Below are 26,758 nucleotides of genomic sequence, written 5' to 3' on the forward strand. Positions count from 1 at the left end.
GTTTTGAAAGTCCACTAAAGTATGTTCTATGAATAGACCTATATTTGTATTTATTCCATACACATATCCGGACTTTCGGCAATCGTTTCGTCTGTGTTAAGAGAAAGAGATAGGAGAATATATGTTTGAGTACTATGATAATCTGTTGGATGAAGAGAAGGAAGAACTGACGGAATTAATTAAGAATTTGTACAGCCAGACCTTTATCCTGGAGAGAAAATTTGATAAAAAGTCTGAGCGTTACCAGTTAAATAAGCTGTACCGTATCTGTGAAAGACATTATGAATTTCTACGGGAATACTTTAAAATAGCTGATATTGATTTGATTGAAAACAGGCAGTACGGTATCATGGCCTTAAGGACCCAGACCCAGCAAGGGGATAAACTAAGCCGTTTGACTACGATGTTCCTTTTATTACTCAAGCTTATCTTTGATGAACAAATGAACACGGTATCGAATTCCATCCAGGTATATACTACCCTGGATGAGATCTATGATAAACTTCTGCTGTTCAGGCTTTGGGCCAATAAAACCATCTCTCCGACGGAATTAAGAAAGACCATTACAGTCTTAAAGAAATATCAGGTAATTGAAGTGATGGAGGACAATTGGGAATTGGACGGGACGACAAGGCTTATTATATATCCCACTGTAAGCCTAATCTTAAACGGACAGTCCATCCAGGGACTCGTAGAGCAGTATCAGGAAAATGAAGAGGAGGATTCGGATGAGCAGCTACCAAGCACTGACGAAGATGTGCCTGAACAACTGGCATTATATAAATGAGAAAGTATTATCCTTTCATAAAGACATAAATTTCTTTACCGGGCATTCCGGAAGCGGTAAGTCTACAGTACTTGACGCCCTGCAGATTATATTATATGCAGACAGCAATGGCCGTGGATTTTTTAATAAAGCTGCCAAGGAGGACTCTGACCGGTCCTTAATTGAATATTTAAGGGGAATGAAGGTAGTACAGGAAAATGACGAAGCTGGATATCTGCGGAATAAGAACTTTTCCACTACAATTGTATTAGAATTTCAGGATGTGGAAAGCATGAAATACCAAAGTATCGGTGTGGTTTTTGATGTGGACGTATCCGTTAATGATATTAACCGTATGTTTTTCTGGCATAAAGGAACACTTGCCCCAAACGCATACCGGGAAGGGGAAAAAGTATTCTCGGTTAATGAATTAAAAGAATATTTTAAAGAAAATTATAACAAGGAAGAGTATTTTATCAGCAGAACCAATGAAAAATTCCGTTCCGAACTCTACGGTAATTATTTTGGGGGACTGCATGAAAAGCACTTTCCAGCCTTGTTTAAGAAAGCAATCCCTTTTAAGATGGATATGAAGTTAGAAGACTTCGTAAAGAATTATATTTGTGTGGAAAATGACATACATATAGAAGATATGCAGGACAGTGTAGCACAATATACCCGTTTAAAAAGAAAGCTGGAAGATACCAAAAACGAAATTACTCTCCTGGAAGAGATTAAAAGCCAATATAATAAATACGATTCCTGCCGTAAGGAAGCAATCCAATTCCAATATAACATGGATAAAATCGATATATTATCCACGAAAGAAAGAATGGAGCATATCAGCAGTTATCAGCAGGCTTATGAAAAGGATGTCAACCAGTTAAATGAGACAGTAGGAGTATTAGAATCACAGTTAAAAGATCTACAGGCTAAGAGAGATGAAATCTTAATCTTTATCCAAAACAGCGGATATGAGCATTTAGAAAAAGAGCTCCGGTCCTTAAATCAACTCTTAGAATACCAATACTTAAGCAAAGCCGCCTATGATAAGACAGGGAACCTTTTAAACTCCTGGCTTATTGGAGACTTATTATCAATTGAAGATAAGGGTTATATCAGGAACTTCTTAGAATATAAAGCAACTGCTTCTGATATGGAGAATATGAAAGCAGCAATTCAAACCACAAGGGAGAATATCCAGAAGGATAAAGATGACCTTATGGTAACCATTAGAGAACTGAAAACGAAGATAGCCGATATCACAGGGCAGATCATTACCTTAAAGAGCGGTCAGAAGGCGTATCCTGCTAATTTGCTGGAAGCAAAACAATATATAACCGAAGAATTGGAACGGTTCTATGAAACCCCCGTACAAGTAGATATCCTGGCAGATCTTCTGGAAGTGAAGAATGAAGAGTGGAGAAATGCAGTAGAAGGTTATATGGGCGGAAATAAGCTGACCTTAATGGTTCCTCCAAACTATGCTAAAAAAGCCATGGAAATCTATCAAGGCATGAATTCGGATAAGTATTATAAAGTGGCAGTTGTAGATACCGAAAAGGTGAGTATGGACAGAAAACCGATTAATAAACTGGCTCTGGCTGAAGAAGTAGAAACAACGGTGGATTATGCAAGGGCATATGTGGATTATTTACTGGGAAGAGTCATAAAATGTGGATCGATTGATGAACTCAGGGAAAACAATAACGGTATCACAGCAAACTGCGTACTCTACCAAGGTTATAAAATCCAGCATATTAATCCAAGAGAATACAAAGAGAATGCTTATATCGGTCGAAATGCCATAGAACGCAGGTTAAAACAGTTAAATGATAACCTTTCCGAACTGCAGTCTGAGAAAAAGCCTCAGGACGACCTGTTAAAACAATTAACGGAGGTCCTTGGGTATGAAGCCTTTTCCGGAGATTTATATGTCTACGAAAAATATCTTATGGATATAAAGGACATACCGGCCCAGGAACTTAAAAAACAGGAATATACCGACAAAATAAAAGAACTAAAAGAAAAAGATATTGATAAATGGAGAGAAAAGCAAAAAGAATTAGATCAGACCATTAAAGCAAAGTCAGACCTTAAGGAAGCCTCCGCTATAGAACTTGCCAGAAAGAAAAGTGCCTTAAATGGGTATGACAAAGAGCTTATTAATCTGAATGAAGAACTGCTCCTTAGGCAGAGAAACTTTAAGGAAGAGGAAGAAAGGGAGACTGCATTTCATATCTTTATGGAGGCAAAAGGAAAAGGCAGACTGGACTTAATTAAAAATGATCTCCTTGATCGAAAGCTTGAACGTGATAAAAATGCAGAGAAAGATTTTGACGGTCTGGTAAGTATCAGGGAGCGTTATCAAAAACAATATTCCTATCGGGGATTTTCCCTAACCCATAAAGAAAATGAGGAGTATGACCAGTTACTGGATAACTTAGCCAGTGACAGATTAAGTGAGTTTACGGAGAAAGCCAATGATCAGGCAAAAACAGCCATCCATCATTTTAAAACTGACTTTGTGTATAAAATACGGGATGCCATAAAAGAAGTAATGCAGCAAAAGGAGGATTTAAACCGGATTTTAGCCCAGCTTGATTTTGGTAAGGACAAATACAAATTCGTTATTACCAGGAACAAAGGTGAGGCCGGTAAATTCTATGACATGTTCATGGATGAAAATCTGGATATTAATCCCTATCATTTGAATAAGCAGGTAGATAACCAGCTGAATATCTTTGCAATGCAGCATAATGAAAGTTATGGAGAGCTGATTAATGAACTGATTGAATTATTTATGCCGCCTGAAAGCAGTGATCCGAAAGTACTCGAGCAGGCTAAGATGCATATGGAATATTATTCGGATTACCGCACCTACTTATCTTTTGATATGGAGCAGCTGGTAGAAGGAATGCCGCCCATGCGTTTAAGCCGGATGCTGTCTAAGAACTCCGGCGGGGAGGGACAAAACCCCTTATATGTTGCCTTACTGGCAAGCTTTGCGCAGGTTTACCGAATCAGCTTAAAACCCAATATACGAAGACGTCCGACACCAAGACTGGTTGTTCTGGACGAAGCCTTTTCCAAAATGGATGCGGAAAAAGTAGGAAGCTGTATCGGACTAATCCGTAAGTTAGGCTTCCAGGCAATCATCAGTGCCACGAATGATAAGATACAAAACTATGTGGACAATGTAGACAAAACCTTCGTATATGCCAATCCGAACAAGAACCGCATATCGATACAGGAATTTGAAAAAACTGATTTTTCCGAACTTCTTATGGCAGGGGAGGATAATGAAGATGAACTTGATTAATTTATTCCTGGATAAATATGAACGGAGTACAAAATGGAATGGGATTAAAGAGGGAAATGTAAGCTTACGAATCGAAGAAAATGATTATAAAATAATAGGAAAAGCTTAATTGATAAAAGAAGCCATAGGATTAGAGCAGCGTGATTTAATAAAAGTAGTATGGGTTTAAAGTTTATGCTTGCACCAATAAGAATAAGAAATGATTATCCGATGCTTTTACAGTAGGATAATCATTTTTTATTGCACATTTTTTAATACAACAATAAATGTGGGTAATTCTATAATTTAATAAATAGTTGTTATAAATTCTTGACAAAAAAATAATTTTTTTACAAGTCTTTATAAAAAGATTATTAAATATACAATATAAATTACATTAAAAGACAATGCATTATATTTTTCCGTTTAAATTTAGTAAATATTACAAAATAATACTTGATTACCATTTTTTATGTAATATAATTATATTAGTTATGCGCAATGAAGAGGAGGATTAGATAATGCCAAAACCAATATTTAACACGAAACAAAAAGAAATACAGCAAATAGACCTGCATCAGGATACTATGACAAAGTGCCGACTGGATCCGGTATTACTGGAAAGAAGATTGAGGGAAAAACGTTCCAGTAAGTATATGGAAATGATGAAACAGCTCGATATATCAGGCACTCAAATGGACCAATCGAAATTTCAGGAATTTTTAGATACATTTCACTCTGAATTTGCAGATATAGATTATCAAGACCAATTGCTAGGAATTGTAGCAAAATGTTACTTGGGAAAGCCTTACGAGGTACATACACTTGACTTGACCGGGGATATAGTGGTTCATTATAAAGCGGGTGAAAATATGCCGGGGCTTTTAAATAGAGCAAGGAGTCTTGCTATGCACGGAGACTATCATTTTATAGAAGTATACACAGATTGTCTGCGTGCAATTAAGGCTGATGGTTCCGTTACGGTGGCAAAATAAATTTGGTGGAGAAGGAGTAGAACAGAATGGCTGATTATGCAATAAGCAGTGCTAATTTAAATGTTATTGAGAATAACATTGGAACTCTGGCAAGGCAGTTGGAACGGGTGGCTGATAATGTAGATAATATCAGCGGGATGGTAAATTTGGTGGATTCAAAAGTAAATTCAATATCCTCTTCCTTAAATGATCTTACAGCAGAATTTAAGGTGTTTGTTGATGAGTCAAAGAGGGTAGCATTACTTTCAGATGCTAAGCAGAATGTTGTTATGCTGGAACAGCAGATTGAAAAGGATTATGGTTATTATGACAATATCAGAAGACATACCGTTGGTATCTTACAGGCAGCGGATGTTAATATTGTAAGGAAAGAAACGATAGCAAATATAACAGAGGAAATGATGATTGCTGCTCCTAGATATTGGTTAGCGCCTGCTTTGATTGCGTTATCTGCCTGGTTAAGCGATAATAGGGAATTAGCAGAAAAGGCTTTAAAAGAGGCAATGCGCAGAGACGACGAGAAGACATCGTTAATGTTTTGTTTAATTAGCAGACGAGCAGGAAGATTAGACGGTTCTCTGGTATGGCTGGAAAGATATTTTGCCATGCAGGACCCGACTAAGATGGAACGCAGAATTATTGTTGTGTTAGACGCATTTGCCAGCGGCTTATTTGGAGCTGACAGCAAAGGGGTGTGCTCTGAAAAAATTAAAGCATGGCTTTCTGAATTGTCCGCAAGAGTTGGTTTTGTAGAGGAGCAGAAAACACAGTGGGAGAAAGCGATAATTGGAAAAAAGGCTTCATTGGGGCAGGATGAATTCCCTTATCTTAAACAATATAGTCCTACATGGGAAAAGTTAAAGGATGTATTGGAGTGGGCTAAAACACATAATGATATTTATCAATATTTTAGTACAATCTTTAATGCGCCTGTTGATAATGTGGCTTCAATAACAGCAAAGATTGATGATCTGTTAGATAGCCTGGTAACCAATTATGATAATGAAGAATTGCCTTTAAGGAAGCAACTTCGTAAAAATAAATTAGTTATTGAAGAAAACGGCAATATGAATAGAGCAAATTCACGTTTTGATTCCGAAGTTGCAGCTTACGAGCAATATGAAGATTTCTCACAGCATCTTACAAGCATCGCTCTTGCTCCTGAATCCTCGGGTACATTAGTTGCTACGCAGAAATTGGCGATTGCTTTGTCAAAAGAATGGATTTTTAATGCTTATGAGGATATCACGGTAAAAAGCAGGGCAGAGGTACCTTTGGATATAGAGATTGCTATCTCTAACTGGTCCGGTACCACTAGAGACGGTTCTAATGAAACTGAATTGCAGCAATCTCTCAACGAGTTTGTAGATGATACGAGGGATAAAGCAATTGCATCCATAAAATGGTTTAGGGGAAATATAATTCTAAGTATAATTATTGGAATTATTGTGGGATTCCTAGGCTTAAATACCATTATTGTTCCGATCTTGGCAGTAGTTGCTGTGGCTGTATATATATTTATGGAAAAGTCAAAATATAATAAGAATGTTAAAGCCACAAAAAAGCAGATGGAAGAGTATAGGGAAAATACAATGACAGCTTTGAATGCTACGATAGCTGAAATTGTAGATTATCGCAGACTTTATACGGAGAAAGATTCTGAATATACCAAGGTTGAAGATTTTTTCCGGGAGTTACAGCCGGAACAGTACATATCTGTTGGTGATGTTCATAAATTCAGACAAGTAATATAGGGAGGGTATAGCATGAGTAGAATCATTTTAGAGGATAATTCTAATAATGGTATTGAAACGGATAAAATGGAAGAGATGAAAAATAAGATAGAAGAGAAGCCTGTAACAGAGAAATATAATAGGGGTAGTCAGCCAATCACCGACGAATTTGCTGTTGCGTTTCCAGACTGGAATCTGGTACCGCCTTTACAGGTAATTAAAAGAGTGAGAAGGAGCCTATGAAAAGACCTAATACATATTCAGAATGGATGGAAAGCTTTGATTTACTAAGGGAAGGAAAAAATGATGCGGATGTAATGGAATGTACAAGAAAAGGAACCCTGAACTTATCGGCTGGAGTGGCAGAAAGATTTGCTTCCCAGTTAAATGCCGTAATTCAATATCGAATAAAAAAAGCATCAGAAAAATTTGACCGTGCCATGAAAATGAATAGCGGCGATGTAAATCTTTTAAGTGCCTCTTTATTAGCTTTACGGAGAGAGATAAATTTCCTTATAAGCTTTGTACGATTACCGATTCTGACCTCAGAAGAAGCTGATATTCTGGTAAACGCCATTAAGGAGCAGGCATTATCTATGCAAAAAAGCTTGGAAAATACAGCAAAGAGCCTAGATAGAACGGGAATGTTAGCAAGTACAATCAAAAAAAACAATATAGATAAATTTGAAAGATAAATAAGAAGGAAAAATAATATGGATGTTAAAACAAGTATTACGACATTAAAAAGATACTCACTAGCAAGAATTCCGTTTATATCTTTTCATACAATGGAAAAAGCCAGGGGCATAGAAGTTCTGAAAACAGTTTCATATGAGTTAAATCTGCCTTTTTATGTACATACATTATCGAAAGGAATATACGATATTTCTACTGGCAAAATCGTAAATGATGATAAAACGATAATAGGTGCATTGGATTTTATGGCAGAGCAAATCAGATTAAAGCAGAATCTGACGTTCGTATTAACTGAGGTTTCAGATATTGAGAATGATTCCATGACATCTCGCTATTTACTGGACATTGTATCGCTTGCAGAAGAGAATGGCGGAGTAATAATTACCATTACAAATGGAAGTGTCTGGGGCCAATTGCAGCGACTTGGAATGACTGTTACATTAGATTTACCTACAGAAGAAGAAATGTTACAGATTATTTATGAAAATACAGAGCCTTATAAAAGGGATATAACAATTGAATGGGATAATAACGATTACCGGGAGGCAGCAACAATCCTGACAGGTGTTACAAGAGTAGAAGCACAAAATGTTATAGCCTCACTGATTGCTAACCGTATCATTAAAAAAACGGATTTGACAGAATTGAAATTTGTGAAGGATAAACTGTTTTCTAATATTGAAGGTTTGGAGCGTATAGAAATTGCAGACAAGATTTTGGAAATCGGAGGATTAAGCGGTCTTAAAAGCTGGCTGGATGAAAAAAAAAGATTGCAAACGCCTGAGAAAAGGGATGAATTACGAAAAAGGGGATTACAACCTCCAAGAGGGGTCCTTTTGGTTGGAGTTCCCGGATGCGGTAAATCGCTGTCGGCCAAAGCTGTAGCAGCCAGCTGGAATCTGCCCTTATACAGGTTGGATTTTGCTACCGTTCAAGGGCAATATGTAGGGCAAAGTGAGCAGCAATTAAAAGAAGCATTCCAATCAGCAGAACACTTGTCTCCCTGTATCTTGTGGATTGATGAGATAGAAAAAGGGCTAGGGGGAACTGGAAATGATTCTTCGGGTGTCACGACCCGTATGGTCGGTCAATTTCTATTCTGGATACAGGAGTGCAAAAAAATGGTGTTTGTAGTCGCAACTGCTAATGATGTAAGTATGTTACCTTCAGAATTATTACGCAGGGGACGGTTTGACGAACTATTTTTTATTGATTTACCCACAGAAGAAGAGAGAAAAGAAATTATTGAAATGTATATTAAGCGATATTTACAAGTTCAATTGTCAGAGAATACAATTCAGCAGATGGTTAGTACTACTGATGGTTTTACAGGAGCAGATTTAGAGGCATCCATAAGAGAAATATCTTATCGGTTGATTGCAAATGAGAATATTACATTAACAGAAGATATGATTATTGATTCACTAAAAAATGTTATCCCATTATCTCAAACGAGTCCTGAAAAAATTGAAAGTATTAGAGAATGGGGAAGAGAACGTGCCGTACCGGCTTCTGGTAAACCAATAGGAGGAAAAGAATTAGAGAATAAGCATACACGAAGAGTAATAGTGTAAGCTCAATAGATAAAAATAAGATTTCTCTCGTTCTTTTCTTGACTTGCCCTATTGATAGGATTATAATGGTTGCAGTTACAATTAATGCATATGCAACAATTGTAAAAGCAACTATTAGGAGAACTCAATATGAAGCAATTTTTATCCTATGCCAGAAACTATAAAAAAGAATTGATTCTGGCTGTTATCTGTATTGAAGCAGAGACAGTATTTGAACTGATAATCCCTTTAATCATGGCTGATATCATTGATGTGGGCATTGCAAATCGGGATAAATCCTATATCCTGATAAAGGGTCTTCAGATGGTAGTCTGTGCGGTTATTTCATTATTTCTGGGCAATTTATATGCCAGATTTACCGCAGCCTGCGGCAACGGAATCGGAGCGGCTATCCGGGCTGCAGAGTTTCAGAAGATGCAGACCTATTCTTTTTCTAACACCGATAAATTCAGTACCCCTTCCCTTGTAACAAGGCTTACAAACGATGTCACTACGATTCAAAATTCCATAACGAATGGTATGAGACCGGGATTTCGTGCACCGGTAATGATGTTTATTGCTATTTTTCTATCCTTTAAAATCAATGGGGCTCTTGCGGTGGTTTTTCTGATTGCAGCACCGATTCTTGGTATTCTTCTATTTTTCATTGTAAAAAATGTCCGTCCCTTATATTCCGGCATGCAGAGTGCGGTTGACTATGTAAACCGCATTATACAGGAGAACCTGGCAGCAATCCGGGTAGTAAAGGCTTATGTCAGAGAAGACTACGAAATCGCCAAATTTGAAGAAGTAAACCAAAATCTTAAAAATACCTCAGAAAGAGCATTTTCCCTGGCAGTACTGAATATGCCGGCCTTTCAGTTTGTTATGTACGGTACGATTTTAAGTATACTCTGGTTTGGAGGGAACCTTGTGGCAATTGGAGATATGAAAGTAGGCAGCCTTACCAGTTTCTTAAGTTATGTTCTCCAGGTGTTAAATTCTCTTATGATGTTTTCCAACGTATTCCTGTTATTCACTCGTTCCTTGACCTCCTGGAAGCGGATTACGGAAGTTCTTAATGAAGAGCCGACTATTACTGACGACCGTGCTGTTACTGATGACGGGAATATTAGCCGGGAAAAAGAACTGGAGATAAAAAGCGGCAGCATCACCTTTGACCATGTATTCTTTAAATACAAGGAAACTGCCAAAGAGTATGTATTATCCGATGTTTCTTTTGAGATAAAATCCGGGCAGACCATTGGCATCCTAGGACCCACCGGTTCTGCCAAAAGTACTTTGGTTCAGTTGATTCCAAGGCTTTATGAAGTGGCGGAGGGAACCATCATCATTGACGGACATCCGGTTTATGAATATACCCAAAAGCATTTAAGAGATTCCATAGCAATGGTACTCCAAAAGAATACACTATTTTCCGGTACGGTTAGGGAAAATCTTTTATGGGGCGAGGAAGATGCCACCCTGGAAGAAATCGACCGTGCCTGTCATATTGCCTGTGTCGATGAATTCATAGGGAGGCTGGATAACGGATATGAAACAGAGCTGGGACAGGGAGGAGTTAATGTATCCGGCGGACAGAAGCAGCGCTTGTGTATTGCAAGAGCGATACTAAAGGCACCCAGAGTATTGATTCTTGATGATTCCACCAGTGCCGTAGATACGGCAACAGAAGCAAAGATCAAAGAAGGGCTTGCAAAGGAACTGCCAGGCATGACAAAAATCATTGTTGCCCAGAGGATTACCTCAGTTATGGATGCGGACCAGATATTGATTCTGGAGGACGGTAAAATTAATGGCATAGGTACCCATAAGACCTTGTTAAAAGAAAATGAAATTTACCAGGATATCTATTATTCAGGACAGCAAGGAGGTAACTTATAATGCCAAGAACAACATCCCCTGCAAAGCCAAAAGATGCAAAAAAGACCTTGCTCCAATTACTCAGCTATTTAGGGCGGCATAAAATATCCTTATTCTTTATCGCTGTATTCGTCTGTATCAGTGCCGCTTCCGGTATTATTGGAACCTATCTGTTAAAAGCGGTAGTAAATGATTACATTATTCCTGGGGATATACCAGGTCTGATAAAAATGATTATTATTATGGGAATTATATATGTCGCAGGAGTGATAGCATGCTTTTTCTATAATAAAATCATGGTTCATACGTCACAGCAGGTCGTATCCGAGATCCGAAGCGATTTGTTTGACCATACTCAGAAATTGCCGCTTAATTACTTTGATGCACATACCCATGGTGAGCTGATGAGCCATTTCACCAATGATGTGGACACCATCACAGAAGCCCTCAATAACAGTTTTACTATGGTAATCCAAAGTTTTATAACCGCTGTGGGAACTATAATTATGCTGTTGGTTTTAAGCTGGCAGTTATCTATAATCGTAATTGTTTTCCTGGCTCTTATGCTTTTATATATACAGCATAACGGGAAAATGAGTAAAAAATATTTCAGAGAACAGCAAAAGAATCTGGGAGCAATTAATGGATTTGTTGAGGAAATGGTGGCAGGACAGAAAGTTTCAAAAATCTTTAATCATGAAGCAAAAGATTTAGAAAAGTTCAATGAATTGAATGAAAGCTTAAGAACAGCCTCCACAAAGGCATTTACCTATACTGCAAAGACGGTTCCCACCATTGTAGCCTTATCCTATATTAATTACGCGCTTTCAGCTTGTGTGGGAGGGTTGTTTGCCCTGGCAGGACTTACGGATATCGGGACCCTGGCTTCTTATCTGGTTTATGTAAGACAAAGTGCCATGCCTATGAATCAGTTTACCATACAGATTAATTTTCTAATGGTGGCACTGGCCAGTGCAGAGAAGATATTTGCCATGATGGAAGAGGAGCATGAAATTGATGCCGGAAGGATTACCTTAAGCAGGGTAAAAAAAGAAGCGGACGGTACCTTGTCTGAAAGCGATACCTATACTGGGGATTTTGCCTGGAAGGTTCCAAATTTAGGGGAGGGAGTTACCTATGTACCCTTAAAGGGAGACGTACGTTTTCATGACGTTGTATTTGGTTATACGAAGGAACACACTATCTTAAACGGAATAAACCTGTATGCGAAACCCGGTCAGAAGATAGCATTCGTAGGCTCCACCGGCGCTGGAAAAACTACCATAATCAATCTGATTAACCGTTTCTATGAAATAACGAAAGGTCAGATTACCTATGACGGAATTGATATCAGAGATATTAAAAAAGCGGATTTAAGGCGTTCCATATCCCTTATCATTCAGGATACCCATCTGTTTACCGGAACCATAGCAGATAACATCCGTTACGGAAGGTTACAGGCAAGCGAAGAAGATGTAGTAAACGCCGCCAAACTGGCCAATGCCCACTCCTTTATTAAAAGGCTGCCAAATGGGTATGATACTCTGTTGGAAAGTGACGGAGCTAACTTATCCCAGGGACAAAGACAGCTATTAGCCATAGCAAGAGCCGCCATCTCCCAGCCTCCTGTGCTTGTTATGGATGAAGCCACTAGTTCAATTGATACCAGAACAGAGAAATTAATTGAAAAAGGTATGGATACGTTAATGGAGAACCGTACGGTATTCGTAATTGCCCACAGGCTTTCAACGGTCCGTAATTCAAAGGCAATCCTGGTACTGGAAAAAGGAAACGTCATAGAACGTGGTGACCACGAAGAACTGTTGACACAAAAAGGCGTTTACTATAAACTTTACACAGGTCAATTTGAACTGGATTAAATGGTAAAAGGAGTAAAATAAGATGAGTAGTAGTCTAAGAGAACTTTTTATCCGTGCAGAAAGAGCAAGAAAACAGCTGCTTTCACCAGTGCTGTCAGCCAACGGCCTGACACCGGGACAGGGACAGGCAGGAATCTTAAATACTCTTCTAGCAGAAGACCGCTTAAACCAGAAAGAGCTTTCCAGCCGCTGTCATATGGATACCACCACTATGTCACGAAATATTGATAACCTTGAAAAGATGGGGCTGCTAAAGCGGGAAATGAACCCGGAAAGCAGACGGTCGGTAATCATCTGCCTGACGGAACAGGGTCAGGAAAAGGCTTTGAATATCAGAAGGATGTTCCAGGAGTTTGAGGATATCCTAAAGAAAGATATCCCTGAGAAGGATATGGAATTTTTTAAGGGAATGCTGGTTAAGATATGTGAAAATCTTGAAGAGAAGCTGCCAATAGAGAATCAGGGGTAGGGCACAGCATTAGTTCTGCTGCTCCGCCCACATAGATCCGCTGTTTTTAAATATCGCATCTGTCTTTTCGCGGTACCCGTTGAAAAAGTATATACATTTTGAAGGATCAGAACCGAACATATCATCGGTAAGAGCCAAACCGATTGCGCGGCATCCGCCCATACAAGCCCTAAAGTATTGGCAGCTGCCGCATTTCTTATTATTTTCCGCCAGGGTTCCTACGGTGGTACAGATTTCCTCCAGATAATCTCCGTCGGTTAACAGCTTTTTCAAACCATCTGTTTTTACATTACCAAGAATCTTCTTATGTTTCTCATAATATCCTGACATCTGCATACAGGGTACTACATTACCGTTTGCATGAATGGCTGCCATACCACGATTGCCCCGGCAGACAGGGAGGCTGTCCCGATAAGCAGAACCACTGTCGATTGGACGTTTATGATACGTGAGTTTCGTCTGGTCATATTGGAGAAACTGCCAGATGTCAATTTTCATACGATGAGGCTTTGCAATGTATTCTCTTGTAAATTCCATGCCGAAATCATAATATTCCTCAAAGCTTAAGCAGGCGCCTCCCTCACACAGATCATGACTGTTTTTAACCCACCTTGGGGCTTCGGTGGTTCGGATAATACGCATCTCCAAAACACCTAAGGAGTCCATAAGTTCTGCGGTGGCAAGCATTACCTGCCAGTTTAAGCGGTGTACATTGGTTTGGACCTTTACCGGAAATCCTTTTTGTATGCAGAGAGTGATGGCAGAGAGTGCAGTTTCTTGTGCCCCCTTTTGGTTTCTTAGCCAGTCGTGGTGGTCTAAACCATCGAAGGAAATTTTAATGAGGGGTTTGTAACCGAGTTGTTTCATTTCGTCAAGGATTTCTTCTGTGATTAAGCTTCCGTTGGTATTTAACTCATCCAGATACATTCCGCGGCTGTGGATACCCTTAAGGATATCAAGAAAATCAGGATGGAGCATAGGCTCACCACCGGTAAGGGTAAAGGCATGAATCCCGCAGACCTGGGCTTCCAAAAGCAGCTGTTCCCATTCCGCTTTGGAGAATTCAGTGACTAGCTGCTTTTGGTCAGAGGCATTAAAGCAATGGAGACAATTATAATTGCATTTACTGGTAATTGCCCAATTTATTGCGGGAAAATACCGGTTTTCACAGGCAAGGGGTTTCTGCCAGTCACTGAGCTGTTCGCCCTCAGTAGATGGATGGCAAAGCCCTTTTTCTATAAGCAAGCGCAGTAACTCACTTTCTTTTAGCTCATGACTGCCGTCACAAAGTGTTAAAAGTTCGAATTCTTCCTTTGTCAGACCCTGTGCATTTCGATTGTATTTAATATAATATGCATAGGGGACCAGCTTCCAGGAACGAAGGGCAATACAAGGATTTAACATATATTTCATAAGTTTTACACCTCTTAAGAGATTTATCACCACAAAGATACAGGTAAAAAATCAAGTATTTTCTTTTATTAATTTTTCATTTGTAAATCCCATTAAACTTCCGGTAATAAAATAATATGGTTTATGTAAGGCTGTATTATAATGCCGTACTGCCTCATTATATAGCTTTTTACTTAAGGCGAATTGTGAATGGGTTTGGTATAGAACAGTGGCTGCTCCTGACAAGGAATTGCTATGCAATTCGATCTGCCGTCTGGCATAACTTATCCCATCTTTAAGCTTAGAGAGCTGTCTAAAGGTTATATGGAACCAGAGCCCCAAAAAAGCGCAAACGGAAAGAATTGTTATTAGGATAAGAAGCAGCATAGGTATCACCTCCCAAACAGAATTTGAATTATATATAACATGTTACTTGACTTTTGTGATCAGAATGGTGTGAAATGTAATTTTATCGACGTGAAATGATAATTTTATAATAAGCAGACTTTAGTCGTTATATCCTTTGACCTAGGTTATTATTGTTGAATTACAATAAAGCCAATATTGTAATATTAATATGAAATTTTAAATTCTGAAACATAGATTTATGGATAAATATGTATTATAATAAGCCTTAGGAAATATTTAGAAGTCAGTTGATAAAAAGTTCTTATTTCTTTGAAAACCATGAAATACTGTATCCAGACAGAAAATTGTTGAATAAACATATATTTTGTATAATAGATCAGGAGGATATGATGAATCGAGTAATTACAGAAGCGTTCCGAAACCAGTTTGACTCCACCTTTCATATGGCCCGTATACTAGTAAAAGTTTGTCCGGAAAAAGTCTGGGCAGGGACTTATAACGAAGTGCCCTTTTGGCAGCAGGTTTTTCACTATGTTTATTATATTGATTTTTGGATGCGTGAGAAATTTGATGACAGGGAATGGCGTACCATGATTTTTGAGGATGCCTATACTACCGATTTGTATGCCAAAAGTTATGAAGGTTTATTTATTTCACAAGAAAAGATGCTTGCATATCTTGACGCTATTCAGGCGAAAACTACATGCTTATTTGATGCTCTGAATGACGAAAAGCTGGGTACTTCTGTTTTTGGTGACAATCCCCAATTTACCTACGCGGATGTAATTACGGGGCAAATAAGACATATTATGTACAACCTTGGTTACTTAAATGGAATATTGCGGGAGCTTGGATTACCGGAATCGGATTGGTATGCTTATAATGAGCCAGAGGGGGCATAAGTTAAATCTGTAAAAAGGAATAAACAGTTCTTTTTATAGAGCCTGTGTTAAGAATAAATAGTACCTGTTTGCCAGGGTATTCCCTTATAAGTTAATGATGAGAAAGTGGAATACACATATAGGAAAGTACATATAAGTAAGCATTAGTTATATTGAAACAGAAAAAACTGAAACAGAAAAAACTGAAATAGAAAAAAACTGAATAAGAAAAAACTGGAACAGAAGTAACAGAAACAGAAGAAATGAAAGAAGGCAAAATATACAATCTGAAAGGGGCATCATAAAATGGTACATTTAGTTTATTGCGATAATACTGGTAAATCTGGGGAACGTGAGTTGAATAAAATCATGAGCGGAACAAAGACAATGGTGGTGCGAGGAGCTGCCGGCCGAAAAATTCCTCATAGCAGAGTAGTGGAAGGTGAAATTTTATATTTTATGGAAAAGGGAACTGCCCAAATCTCTGCACAGGCACAAGTAAAGGCTGTTCAAAACTATGTAAAACTTACAGATGATGAGATAGTAAAAATCCTTTTGGATCATCAAAGTAAACTGAACTTAACGGATAAACAACTAGAACGCTGGCATAAAAAGTGCTTGTGTCTGGTAGAATTTTGCGATATAAAAGCCATTGACCCACCCCTGGCATTTGAGCATCAGGGAAATATGGATGACTGGCTGATCATAGAGAAAATTGAAGATGTGGTGGTTGGAACCAGTATAGAGTACAACTATGAAAAATCAAGGTTTTAGCCTATGGCGATGTGGAATCCATGGCGGGGCTGCCATAAGTATAGTGAGGGCTGTAAGTTTTGTTATATTCACAAGGGGGATTATAAACGCAACATTGATACGAATACTATTGTAAAGACAGATAAATTTACCGCTCCTATCGATAAAAATAAAAAAGGGGAGTATAAAATAAAATCTGGACAAGTAGTATACTTATGTTTTTCGTCGGATTTTTTACTGCCGGATGCGGATGTCTGGAGAGCTGATTGCTGGCAGATGATAAAAGAACGCCAAGACCTGCATTTTATATTCTTAACGAAACGCATTGAGCGCTTTCTTGACTGCCTTCCTGAGGATTGGGGAGATGGATATGATAACGTAACAGTTGGCTGTACTATAGAAAACCAGGAAATGGCTGATTTAAGACTATCCATTTTTAGTATACTGCCCATCAAACATAAAAATGTTATTTGCCAGCCTCTTATAGAGCAGGTCAATATAGAAAAATATCTGAATGATGTTGAACTGGTAGTAGCCGGGGGTGAATCAGATTACCGAGCCAGACCATTAAACTACGATTGGGTACTGTCTCTTAAGTCCCAGTGCGTAAATAGGAATACCCATTTTCAGTTCAGACAATGTGGTACTTATTTTATTAAGGATGGAAAAGAGTATAAAATTGGTGTACAACAGCTTTGCAGTCAGGCAAAAAAGGCAGGGATAGACTGTTAGTATTTGGAGGTTTAAGATAAATGGATATAACAGATTTTTGGAATGCAGTACTAAAACAGGAACCGGAGAAGTTAAGAACATTTTTCAAGGATACTGCATATGTAAACTGGCATTGTACCAATGAGCATTTTACGGTAGAGGAATACATAAGGGCAAACTGTGAGTATCCTGGGGAATGGGATGGTACGATAGAAAGAACAGAGGAAATAGGGAATTTATTAATAACAGCAGTAAAGGTTTTTACTACTGATAAAGAGTTGTCTTTTCATGTGGTATCCTTTATGGAAATAGAGGATGATAAGATAATTGCTATGAACGAGTATTGGGGTGATGATGGTAAAGCTCCGCAGTGGAGATTAGAAAAGAATATAGGAACGGTAATTTCCGACAAATCATGAGGGATATTTGTAATGTAACTGCATTATTAGAAAAGTAAATAGTAAATAATTACTAATAAGAAGATTATGACATTTAATTACTAAGCCATTAAATATATGGCGTTATCAAAATACAGGAGGTGTATCTATTGACTAATTGCAGAGAGTATGGAAAGTTACCGTTTCGTGGAATAGTTGTTCATGGTGGACCAGGAGCACCGGGCTGTTGCGCTGGTATATGCCGTGGGTTGGCCAGTGACTTTGGAATTTTAGAGCATTTACAAACAAAGAATTCAACAGAGGAGCTTATAGAAGAATTGCTTTTTATTATAAAGCGCTATAAACTTGATAAAGTAATACTGATTGGACATTCCTGGGGAGCCTGGTTATCTTTTATCTTTGCAGCAAAGTATCCTGGTTATGTCAGTAAATTGATACTGGCAGGGTGTGGTCCATTTGATGTAAGCTATTTCCCACAACTAGTTGAAGCAAGAAGTGTAAAGATAATGCCGGAAGAACAAAAAGAAGATCTTATAGCGGCAAATTTATACTCACAGGATATGGAATATGACCCTGACCATTATTGTCTACTGCCTAATATAAAGACAGACATGATTGCTTTTCATGAGGAACAGTTTAAAGCTTTAATGGATGAAGCAATCTCATTGCGGGCCAGCGGAGAACTGCTTCATTATTCAAAAGATATAAAATGTCCGGTTGTCGCTATTCATGGCAAAAACGATCCTCATCCCTGGAGAGGAGTAAAAGAGCCATTAGAAAAGCGACTAACAGATTTTAAGATGTTTGTAATTGATAAATGCGGACATGATCCTTGGAAAGAATATTACGCGAAAGACGAGTTCTTTACCATTCTTAAGAGTGAGATACAATCTGCAACATAAATGAAATGAAAGCTGAGTAATGAAAGCCTTTTAGAACGATACGATACATAGTATTGCGAACTTTATTGGGAACAGACACAGGAGGTAATCCATGGAAAATAAGAAAGAAATAATTCAGTCCATCAAGGAATACTGCTTAAAGCACCCAGGTGCATATGAAGCAAGACCATTCGGTGAATATCCAATCTGTTATAAGGTCATGGGTAAACTATTTGCGCAATTTAATACAGAAGAAACGTTTTATAAGCTGACGTTAAAATGCGAACCGGAAAAAGCAAATCTTTATAGACAGTTCTATAAAGATGTAATTGTCCGAGGATATCACTGCCCGCCCATACAGCAGCCTTATTGGAACACCATTAATCTGGACGACTTCAACGATACAGATCTGTTATACCAAATGATTGATGAGGCATACGATGCGGTTATTCAAAAATTCAGCAGAAAAGCAAGAACAGAGCTAGTTAATCTGTCCGAAGTAGAGTTTAAGGATACAGATGGGGAAGATACAGACTTTGCTATGCTTTGTAACAGACTGGACAATTCGATTGACGAAATCGTTGGTGACAAATTGGATAGAAGCCAATATGTACAGTATAATCAAAGAGATAGTATTCATGACGTAATTATAGCATATCTTAAGGGGGAACCCATTGCATCAGGTGCCTTTAAGATGTACGATGAAGACCATGCAGAATTAAAACGAATCTATGTAGAGGCATCCCATCGGAAACTGGGTCTGGGAGCAGAATTGGTTCGCAGATTAGAAGCAAAAGCAAAAATCAAGGGATATAAATGGTGCATTCTAGAAACCGGTAAGCCCTTAGAAGCAGCCTGCCATATGTATAAAAAGGCGGGATACAAAGTTATACCAAATTACGGGCAGTATGCGGACATGCCGGATTCCATATGTATGGAGCGTAAAATCTGATGCTTTCTAGTCGTCTACTAATTTTTATACTGCAAGTAACTACTGACAAGCGGTGAGGATGAATAGAATAAAAAGTTGAAACAATAGAGTGGAATAGTTTAACTATGGAGGTTAAACAATATGATACCCCGTCCGTCAAGGTCAAACCGATTGGAACTTATTGAAAAACTTAAGTGATTGTACAGATACTGACATGGAGGATTCCCTGTGAAAAAGAAATTAACAATTATCTCATTATTTGTAGTAGTAGCGTTTGGACTTCTTTTCATCAGCACAGGAGGAAAAAGAACGGATATTATGCTGACGGACTATTCTGTATCTGAAAATGGGGATAGTTTTACAATCAAGGTTGCAGTAGCGAGCAGCATGGGATACGTGAGAACACGAAAAGAAAAACAAGTAGGGGATAGTAAGTATATTACTTTTTACCAAACCTATGGACTTAACAGCACCATTGGTGCTAATAATAAATTTCAGATTAAATTGAATCCCTCCTGCAGGAAAATTTATTTTTACAGAGGGGATCGGGGATATGATTTGATGCTGCAAAAGAATGATGAAACAAATGAATGGCAACTAGCTATAGACGATATATCAAGTACACCAAGACAAAAATAACTGCGAAGTTTGAATTATTTACATAAATAGTATATAAAAAGGGAGCAACTATGGTTGAGAGATTAAGATACCTGTTTACTTTGTAATGGGTAAATATGATTGCATGACTTCCCTAGAAGCTCCAGAAAAATATTTGAATGATTTAAGAGGACAGTTGTTACATGAACCGGTAATATTTGAGGACTCTGCACATTACCCGCAAATTGAGGAAAAAGAAAGATTCTTTCAGTGGATGTGTAGTATGTTTTTGACAAATTGAGTATTTTGAACGAACTTATCAAGGTTTACTGGAAAAATATAAGGAGTGCCACACATGAAGATGTATTTATCCGTATTTCGCATCCGTTTCATCAATAGCCTGCAATACCGTGTAGTCACCTTTGGTGCCATAATTACAAGGTTTATGTGGGGGGTTATGGAGATATTGGCGTACACTATGCTATACCGTACAGCCAGTACCGCTTTTCCCATGGAGTTTTCCCAGACGGTTTCCTACATATGGATGCAGCAGATTTTGATTGTATTGTTCTCTGTGGTGTTTGCAGACGGAGAAATCTACACCTCAATTGGAGATGGTTCCATAGCCTATGAGCTTGTTCGGCCAATGGACCTTTACGGCCGCTGGTTTTGCCAGTCGGCAGCAAATAGGGTTGCATTTACTATGATAAACTGCCTGCCGGCGCTGTTGGTGGCACTTATTATGCCAAAGCCCTACAGAATGTCCCTGCCGACTGATCCGGGACAGCTTTTTCTGTTTTTGATATCGTTAGTTCTTGCCTTGTGCGTAGTAGTGGCGTTTGCTATGCTGATGTATATTTCGCTGTTTTATACCTTGTCTCAAAGAGGAGTAAGAATCATGGTAACTGCATTAACCACATTTTTATCAGGTGGTGTGATACCTTTGCCATTTTTCCCGGCGCCAGTACTGGCAGTTGTAAAATTGCTTCCCTTTGCAGCAATGCAGAATATGCCGCTTCTCATATATAGCGGGAATATAGCCGGTTTAGAGACCATAAAGGGTATTGTCTTTCAGATATTCTGGCTTGCCGCTCTGTTTTTCATCGGACAGCTTTGCATGAACATAGCCTTAAAAAGAGTTGTTGTCCAGGGAGGTTAAGCGGTATCAAGAGTAGTATAGTTACCGGAACAATGGATAAGAGTCAAGCTGCATCAGCAACAGTAAGTGTATCAGAGCGCATCAAGGAGAGTCAGGTTTCAGTCAGATTCGTCTGTGCGCTGCAAGCCACAGACGGGAGTTAGGTTGAAAGAAAATATCATGAATGAGAGGATGCCACCTAGGGATTCCTTCAACCTTTATATAGGGCAGTAACATATCTGCTTGCAGAGGTGTTATGCAATGGGAGTTAATATGAAGCTTTATATCAATTTTATAGCAATGAATCTGAAAAGCCAGATGCAGTATAAGATGTCCTTCTTTTTAACTACATTTGGACAATTTATCACAGCATTTACGGCCTTCTTCGGTTTGTATTTTATATTTTCCAGAGTTAATGCCATCGATACTTTCACAAATCAGCAGGTATTCCTGTGTTTTGCTGTAATAATGATGTCATTTTCAATTGGAGAGATGATTGGGGGAGGTCTGGCGGTTTTCCCACGGATGCTTGGTAATGGTGAGTTTGACCGGGCACTTTTAAGACCGCGAAATGTCATTTTACAAATCATCCTGCCCAATATGGATTTTTCAAGACTTGGTTTACTAATCCAGGCAGTGCTGGTGTTATGTTATGCAGTTCCTATGAGCAGGATTCTATGGACTTGGGATAAAATCCTGACACTGACACTGATGATACTTTGCGGAAGTGCTTTGTTTTTTGGACTATTCCTAATCAATGCAGCAGTTACGTTCTTTACCACAGAGGGTATGGACTTTTTAAATATATTTACTTATGGTGGCCGTCAGTTCGGGCGATACCCCTTTTCGGTGTATGGCAATGGTGTATTGAAATTTCTTACCTTTGTCATTCCCTTAGCATTGATTCAGTATTACCCTTTACTGTATTTACTGGATAGAGAAAGGAGTAAGCTTTATATGCTCCTGCCGGTGGCAGCCTTACTGTTTTTGATTCCCTGTTATGGGGTTTTTCGATTTGGTCTGAGCAGGTATAAATCTACGGGCTCGTAATTCATATCCAAGCTCGTAATCCATATCCAAGCAGGCTTTCGTTATATAAGAAATTTAAATTATTAAGGTTCATTTAGTTATTATTGATTTTAAGAACAAACAGTAGGAAGATGATTAGGTGGAGGACTATTATTATGCCAAATCTTATTAGCCAAGAGGTCTATGATGAAACCATTGCCATTTTAGAGGGTAGAAAACAGCCGGATATCGTGTTGAAGCGGATGCAGGAATGGTATGGACAGCAAGGTGTAACACTTTATAACTTATATCTGGAGAAAGATTATTGTGAGAAAACGGAGACCTTGGAAAGTCTTACAGATTTGCATGAGGGCTTTTTTCGTAAAAATAAATGGAACTATATCTATCGCGACAGTTTAAAAATGTATTGTAAGATATGTACCGAAGAGGGTATTCCGATAAAAAACATAGATAATTTTGCGAAACCGGAGCCTGGAATCAATGGCTTTTATTTTCCTCGTATATGGAGAGGGGAAATCATTACAGAGGTCGGAGAAACCATATGTCCGGTACTTGAAAAAAAATATAAAGATAATGGCGTTGAAAAAGTTGTTAACAGCGGCTATGGCGGTTATACTGTTTTTACCTGTGACAGGGGAGTAACAGATGAAATTAAAGCACAGATTCTTGATATGGTTACGAAAGAAATAAAAAAATATGACAAGCATGGTGTAGTTGGGAAGTATGATACTATCTTAAATTTTGATAAATTAAGCATCCTTCGGGATGTATATAACTGGAATTATTATCAGTATTATAAGTAAAGTATAAGTCAAACAAAAAATAAATTATATATTTGCATAAAAAATATCCTGAAAAATTTTTTCGTTATTAAGAGCCGAAAAGATATGAATTGTTTTATAAAGCAATGGATAGATGAAAAAAACAAAGCATAAAAAAAGCACAAGCTGATTGAAAGTTAAGATTGGAGTTAAGAATGATTTACCTAAAAAGTTTTACCTTCCCAAATGCCGACAGGGAATTTAGTTTTATCCTGGATATTAAAAGAACCTGTTATGATTCCTACTACCCCTTTAAGATACTATCCGGTCATGACCTTGACAGACTTGATTTCGAATCGGTTACCATATTGTATGGGGGTAATGGCTCGGGAAAATCAACAGCACTTAATGTGATTGCAGAGAAAACAGGCATCCGCAGGGATTCTATTTATAATAAATCGAATTTTTTCCCAGATTATGTGAAATTATGCGGAATGAATGTGGAGGAAGAAATTCCAGAGAACAGCAGAATTATTACCAGTGATGATGTTTTTGATTATATGTTAAATATCCGCAATCTAAATGAAGGAATTGATGGAAAGCGGGAAACTTTATTTGATGAATACCTGGAAGCCAAATATTCTAAATTCCAATTGAAATCCTTAGAGGACTATGATCAGCTAAAAAAAGTAAATAACTCCAGACGGAAAACCCAGTCCCGCTTTGTACGGGGGGAATTAATCGATAATGTAAGAGAGTATTCCAATGGGGAAAGTGCTTTTATTTACTTTACAGAAAAAATCGGAGAAGACGGACTTTATCTCTTAGACGAGCCGGAGAACAGCCTGTCCCCAAAGCGTCAACAGGAACTAATGAAGTTCTTAGAAGAGTCTGCCAGATTTTTTGGCTGCCAGTTTATTATATCAACCCATTCACCTTTTTTACTTGCCATGAAAGGAGCTAAAATATACAATCTGGATGAAAATCCGGTATCAGTAGAACGCTGGACTAATTTAGAAAATGTACGGACCTATTTTGAGTTTTTTAAAGCACATGAAAGTGAGTTTAAGAGCAGAAGAAATGAGTGAACACAGGGTAAATTGGTAAAGGCACAGGAAAAAGAGGTGATAACTATGTGGTATGAAGCAGAATATGTAATTCCCTTTGAAATCCTGTTTCAAGGTAGCTTTCGGGATAGCTGGGAGGCAAAGGATGCAGTGTTTACTGATGAAATAAGTGACCTGCTGAACTTATTAGAAATTGACATTAATCCAAATACCTTAGCAGAAGAATACTGTCTCCTTGATAGAGGGCAAGGTGATGTTCATGTTTTTTTTGATACTGCAAAGCAAAAATTTATAGTAATAGATTTATACTTAGGGCTTACGGATCAGCATAATATGATTACTCTGGCAGCTCATGCCCCGTTTTATATGAAAGAACAAGTACAAAAGATTATGTCCGCGATATATAACGATGAAGATGCAGTACCAAAGAGTGAATTTACTGAACATGACAACGGTAAATTACTTGGGGAGATAGATAAGAAAAATTATCCTAAGAAATGTGAACTATATTTACAAAAAATAATTTACCATTAATTGTATAGCCTAAATTAACAAGAACTATAAAAGTAAGGGAGGACAGCAAATATGATACTTGAAGAATTTGACCCCAATAAAACCGCAGTCATTAATGCATTTGATATGATTAAACCAATAGAAGGCTTTCCGCGAATTGCGGTATCCTGTTTTTCACAGGTAACCTTTGAACGATTGCGAAAAGAACTGAACGGGGTCTTGATAACCTCCACCGGAATGGCCAATCTGGATATTCCAGTATATAAAGCAGTTTATAATGGAACGGAAATCGCTTTATTCATGTCCTTTGTAGGAGCGGCGGCCTGTATTGCTATCTTAGAAGATATATTTGCTATGGGGGCAGAGAAGATCGTGCTTTTTGGCACCTGCGGGGTACTTGATGCAAACATAAAAGACTGCGGGATTATTATACCGGAAATTGCTGTAAGAGATGAGGGAACCAGCTTTCATTATGCGCCTGCTTCTGATGAAATAAAAGTTAATAAGAAGTATAAAGAGGAATTTATTGAAATCTTGAATGACCATAAATGTACCTATACAGTAGGAAAAGTCTGGACCACGGACGCTGCATACCGTGAGACCCGTGAAAAAGTAAACCGCAGGAAAGAAAACGGTTGTATCTGCGTGGATATGGAATGTTCGGCAGTTGCTGCTCTGGCGGAGTTTAGAGAAAAGGAAGTATTCCATTTCTTTTATGCGGCCGACAATCTGGATAAGGAAGAATGGGACCCACGTAGTCTATCCAATACAGCTAATGTTTTGGAGAAAGACCGGATTGCTTTATTAGCGATGGAGCTGGCGGTAAAGATTAGTGGATAAAGATTAGTGAGTAAAGAGAGAAACACTAGAGGTTATGTAAGGTTATAAACAAAACCCGATTGACAGAGATTGACTCATTAAATATAATTATCTGGTAACTAAACTCATTGTAATCGGAGGCATACATGGATATTACTGCAATATTAGTTGATGATGAACGGCTGGCACTTAAGATTATGGATATCATGCTGCAGAAATATCCACAGATTAAGATAATAGGCCAATACACCAATCCGATCCAGGCTATTGAGGATATAAAACTGCTAAAGCCGAATTTCGTGATATTAGATATTGATATGCCCTGTATGAATGGAATGGAAGCTGCCGAGCGTATTCTTGAGGAAAGCCCCGGTACTCAGATAGTTTTTGTTACAGCATATGAAGAATATGCCCTGAAAGCCTATGAATTTCATCCGATGGATTATCTTCTAAAACCGGTGGAGGAAAAGCGTCTCGATAAATTAGTTTCATACCTGATAAACAAAATTAGTATTGTGAAATACATACCGGAGAAAAAATTGCTCATTCGCTGCTTTGGTGATTTTTGCATTAAGTGGGAGGATCAGGAGCCCATTAAATTCCGGACAGAAAAGACCCGTGAGATTTTTGCTTATCTCGTAGATCATTATAACCAGAAGGTCGATAAGGATGAGATGTTAGATAGTCTTTGGCCGGAGGAAAACCCGGAAAAAGCTATAAAGCAGCTTTATAATGGAATTTATTACATTCGCAGAGCTCTATATGAATACGGAATCAGAGATAATCAAATGATGATTGCTGGTGATTATCAGTTGATACTAAAGAATGTAGATTTGGATCTTTTACAGATAAAAGACCTGAATCAGTGCAGCGAGGAAGACCTGGAAGATAAAATAAAGTTATTCCAGGGCTTGTATTTTGGAAAATTGGATTATGTCTGGCTTCAGCTTAAAAGAGAAGAATACCTTTTGCTATATCAAAAAAATCTTCTAAAACTTATATCTTTATATACAACAGACAATCAATATGAACAAGCAGAAAGGCTTTTGCTAAAAGCCTTTCATGAAGACTATATCAATGAAACTATTGTGGAGGCTTTGCTTAAGCTCTATTTAAAGCTACAGAATAAAACAAAGGGAATCCGTATCTATCAGTCCTATCAGATCGCTTTGCGTGAGGAACTGAATGAGCATCCTAGTAAGATTATAAAAGAATATTATAATAAGCTTAAGCGGCTTTGA

At 38.1% G+C, this 26,758-nt stretch carries 27 protein-coding genes; 25 read left to right on the forward strand and 2 right to left on the reverse strand.

Annotated features, from left to right (window positions below):
- The first annotated feature begins 121 nt into the window (after positions 1–121).
- From QA584_RS04645 to QA584_RS04695, 11 genes are all read left to right on the forward strand, one after another.
- A complete protein-coding gene (locus QA584_RS04645; protein ID WP_278273336.1) occupies positions 122–787 on the forward strand; it encodes a DUF4194 domain-containing protein in 666 nt (221 codons plus the stop codon).
- Complete coding sequence (locus QA584_RS04650; RefSeq protein WP_278273337.1) at positions 729–4,088, forward strand: ATP-binding protein; 3,360 nt, start codon at positions 729–731, stop codon at positions 4,086–4,088. Before QA584_RS04645 ends, QA584_RS04650 begins: the two co-directional genes overlap by 59 nt.
- A complete protein-coding gene (locus QA584_RS04655) occupies positions 4,075–4,197 on the forward strand; it encodes a hypothetical protein (RefSeq protein WP_278273338.1) in 123 nt (40 codons plus the stop codon). The genes QA584_RS04650 and QA584_RS04655 overlap by 14 nt, the downstream gene beginning before the upstream one ends.
- Positions 4,198–4,588: 391 nt before the next feature.
- Complete coding sequence (locus QA584_RS04660; RefSeq protein ID WP_278273339.1) at positions 4,589–5,062, forward strand: hypothetical protein; 474 nt, start codon at positions 4,589–4,591, stop codon at positions 5,060–5,062.
- Positions 5,063–5,088: 26 nt separating this feature from the next.
- Positions 5,089–6,816, forward strand: a complete 1,728-nt coding sequence (locus QA584_RS04665) for a hypothetical protein (protein WP_278273340.1) — start codon at positions 5,089–5,091, stop codon at positions 6,814–6,816.
- Positions 6,817–6,828: 12 nt separating this feature from the next.
- Positions 6,829–7,038, forward strand: a complete 210-nt coding sequence (locus tag QA584_RS04670) for a hypothetical protein (RefSeq protein WP_278273341.1) — start codon at positions 6,829–6,831, stop codon at positions 7,036–7,038.
- Positions 7,035–7,490: a hypothetical protein gene (locus QA584_RS04675; RefSeq protein WP_278273342.1), complete on the forward strand. Its 456-nt coding sequence runs from the start codon at positions 7,035–7,037 to the stop codon at positions 7,488–7,490. The genes QA584_RS04670 and QA584_RS04675 overlap by 4 nt, the downstream gene beginning before the upstream one ends.
- 18 nt (positions 7,491–7,508) lie before the next feature.
- The gene (locus QA584_RS04680) at positions 7,509–9,065 is read left to right on the forward strand and encodes an AAA family ATPase (protein WP_278273343.1); all 1,557 of its coding nucleotides are present in this window, start codon (positions 7,509–7,511) and stop codon (positions 9,063–9,065) included.
- A 129-nt stretch (positions 9,066–9,194) separates the two neighbouring features.
- Complete coding sequence (locus QA584_RS04685) at positions 9,195–10,949, forward strand: ABC transporter ATP-binding protein (RefSeq protein ID WP_278273344.1); 1,755 nt, start codon at positions 9,195–9,197, stop codon at positions 10,947–10,949.
- Entirely contained in the window at positions 10,949–12,808 is a 1,860-nt protein-coding gene (locus QA584_RS04690; protein ID WP_278273345.1) for an ABC transporter ATP-binding protein, read from the forward strand. Before QA584_RS04685 ends, QA584_RS04690 begins: the two co-directional genes overlap by 1 nt.
- Positions 12,809–12,830: 22 nt before the next feature.
- On the forward strand, positions 12,831–13,277 hold the full coding sequence (locus QA584_RS04695) for a MarR family winged helix-turn-helix transcriptional regulator (protein WP_278273346.1): 447 nt from the start codon (positions 12,831–12,833) through the stop codon (positions 13,275–13,277).
- A 9-nt stretch (positions 13,278–13,286) separates the two neighbouring features.
- On the opposite strand, the gene QA584_RS04700 is transcribed toward QA584_RS04695, so the two are convergent.
- Complete coding sequence (locus tag QA584_RS04700) at positions 13,287–14,690, reverse strand: radical SAM/SPASM domain-containing protein (RefSeq protein ID WP_278273347.1); 1,404 nt, start codon at positions 14,688–14,690, stop codon at positions 13,287–13,289.
- A gap of 51 nt (positions 14,691–14,741) precedes the next feature.
- Complete coding sequence (locus QA584_RS04705) at positions 14,742–15,056, reverse strand: hypothetical protein (RefSeq protein ID WP_278273348.1); 315 nt, start codon at positions 15,054–15,056, stop codon at positions 14,742–14,744.
- Between the two features lie 371 nt (positions 15,057–15,427).
- On the opposite strand from QA584_RS04705, the gene QA584_RS04710 reads away from it, so the two are divergent.
- The 14 genes from QA584_RS04710 to QA584_RS04775 all read left to right on the forward strand — a co-directional run bounded on the left by QA584_RS04710 (position 15,428) and on the right by QA584_RS04775 (position 26,758).
- Positions 15,428–15,940, forward strand: a complete 513-nt coding sequence (locus QA584_RS04710) for a DinB family protein (protein WP_278273349.1) — start codon at positions 15,428–15,430, stop codon at positions 15,938–15,940.
- A gap of 285 nt (positions 15,941–16,225) precedes the next feature.
- Positions 16,226–16,693, forward strand: a complete 468-nt coding sequence (locus QA584_RS04715) for a hypothetical protein (protein WP_278273350.1) — start codon at positions 16,226–16,228, stop codon at positions 16,691–16,693.
- 3 nt (positions 16,694–16,696) lie between these two features.
- Positions 16,697–17,404 (forward strand): DUF5131 family protein, encoded by a 708-nt coding sequence (locus QA584_RS04720; protein ID WP_278273351.1) that lies wholly within the window; start codon positions 16,697–16,699, stop codon positions 17,402–17,404.
- Between the two features lie 20 nt (positions 17,405–17,424).
- Positions 17,425–17,802, forward strand: coding sequence for a nuclear transport factor 2 family protein (locus tag QA584_RS04725; protein WP_278273352.1), 378 nt, complete (start codon positions 17,425–17,427; stop codon positions 17,800–17,802).
- Between the two features lie 128 nt (positions 17,803–17,930).
- Entirely contained in the window at positions 17,931–18,683 is a 753-nt protein-coding gene (locus QA584_RS04730) for an alpha/beta fold hydrolase (protein ID WP_278273353.1), read from the forward strand.
- Between the two features lie 91 nt (positions 18,684–18,774).
- On the forward strand, positions 18,775–19,614 hold the full coding sequence (locus QA584_RS04735) for a GNAT family N-acetyltransferase (protein ID WP_278273354.1): 840 nt from the start codon (positions 18,775–18,777) through the stop codon (positions 19,612–19,614).
- 207 nt (positions 19,615–19,821) lie between these two features.
- Positions 19,822–20,232 (forward strand): hypothetical protein, encoded by a 411-nt coding sequence (locus tag QA584_RS04740; RefSeq protein WP_278273355.1) that lies wholly within the window; start codon positions 19,822–19,824, stop codon positions 20,230–20,232.
- A gap of 313 nt (positions 20,233–20,545) precedes the next feature.
- The gene (locus QA584_RS04745; RefSeq protein WP_278273356.1) at positions 20,546–21,349 is read left to right on the forward strand and encodes an ABC transporter permease; all 804 of its coding nucleotides are present in this window, start codon (positions 20,546–20,548) and stop codon (positions 21,347–21,349) included.
- Positions 21,350–21,589: 240 nt separating this feature from the next.
- Positions 21,590–22,378 (forward strand): ABC transporter permease, encoded by a 789-nt coding sequence (locus tag QA584_RS04750; protein ID WP_331487840.1) that lies wholly within the window; start codon positions 21,590–21,592, stop codon positions 22,376–22,378.
- Positions 22,379–22,512: 134 nt separating this feature from the next.
- Entirely contained in the window at positions 22,513–23,160 is a 648-nt protein-coding gene (locus QA584_RS04755; protein WP_278273357.1) for a hypothetical protein, read from the forward strand.
- A 173-nt stretch (positions 23,161–23,333) separates the two neighbouring features.
- Positions 23,334–24,206, forward strand: a complete 873-nt coding sequence (locus QA584_RS04760) for an AAA family ATPase (RefSeq protein WP_278273358.1) — start codon at positions 23,334–23,336, stop codon at positions 24,204–24,206.
- Between the two features lie 45 nt (positions 24,207–24,251).
- Positions 24,252–24,719: a hypothetical protein gene (locus QA584_RS04765; protein WP_278273359.1), complete on the forward strand. Its 468-nt coding sequence runs from the start codon at positions 24,252–24,254 to the stop codon at positions 24,717–24,719.
- A gap of 51 nt (positions 24,720–24,770) precedes the next feature.
- Positions 24,771–25,538: a nucleoside phosphorylase gene (locus tag QA584_RS04770; RefSeq protein ID WP_278273360.1), complete on the forward strand. Its 768-nt coding sequence runs from the start codon at positions 24,771–24,773 to the stop codon at positions 25,536–25,538.
- Positions 25,539–25,663: 125 nt separating this feature from the next.
- A complete protein-coding gene (locus QA584_RS04775; RefSeq protein WP_278273361.1) occupies positions 25,664–26,758 on the forward strand; it encodes a response regulator in 1,095 nt (364 codons plus the stop codon).

The sequence above is a fragment of the Anaerocolumna sp. AGMB13025 genome (assembly GCF_029689925.1).
Classification (GTDB): domain Bacteria; phylum Bacillota; class Clostridia; order Lachnospirales; family Lachnospiraceae; genus Anaerocolumna.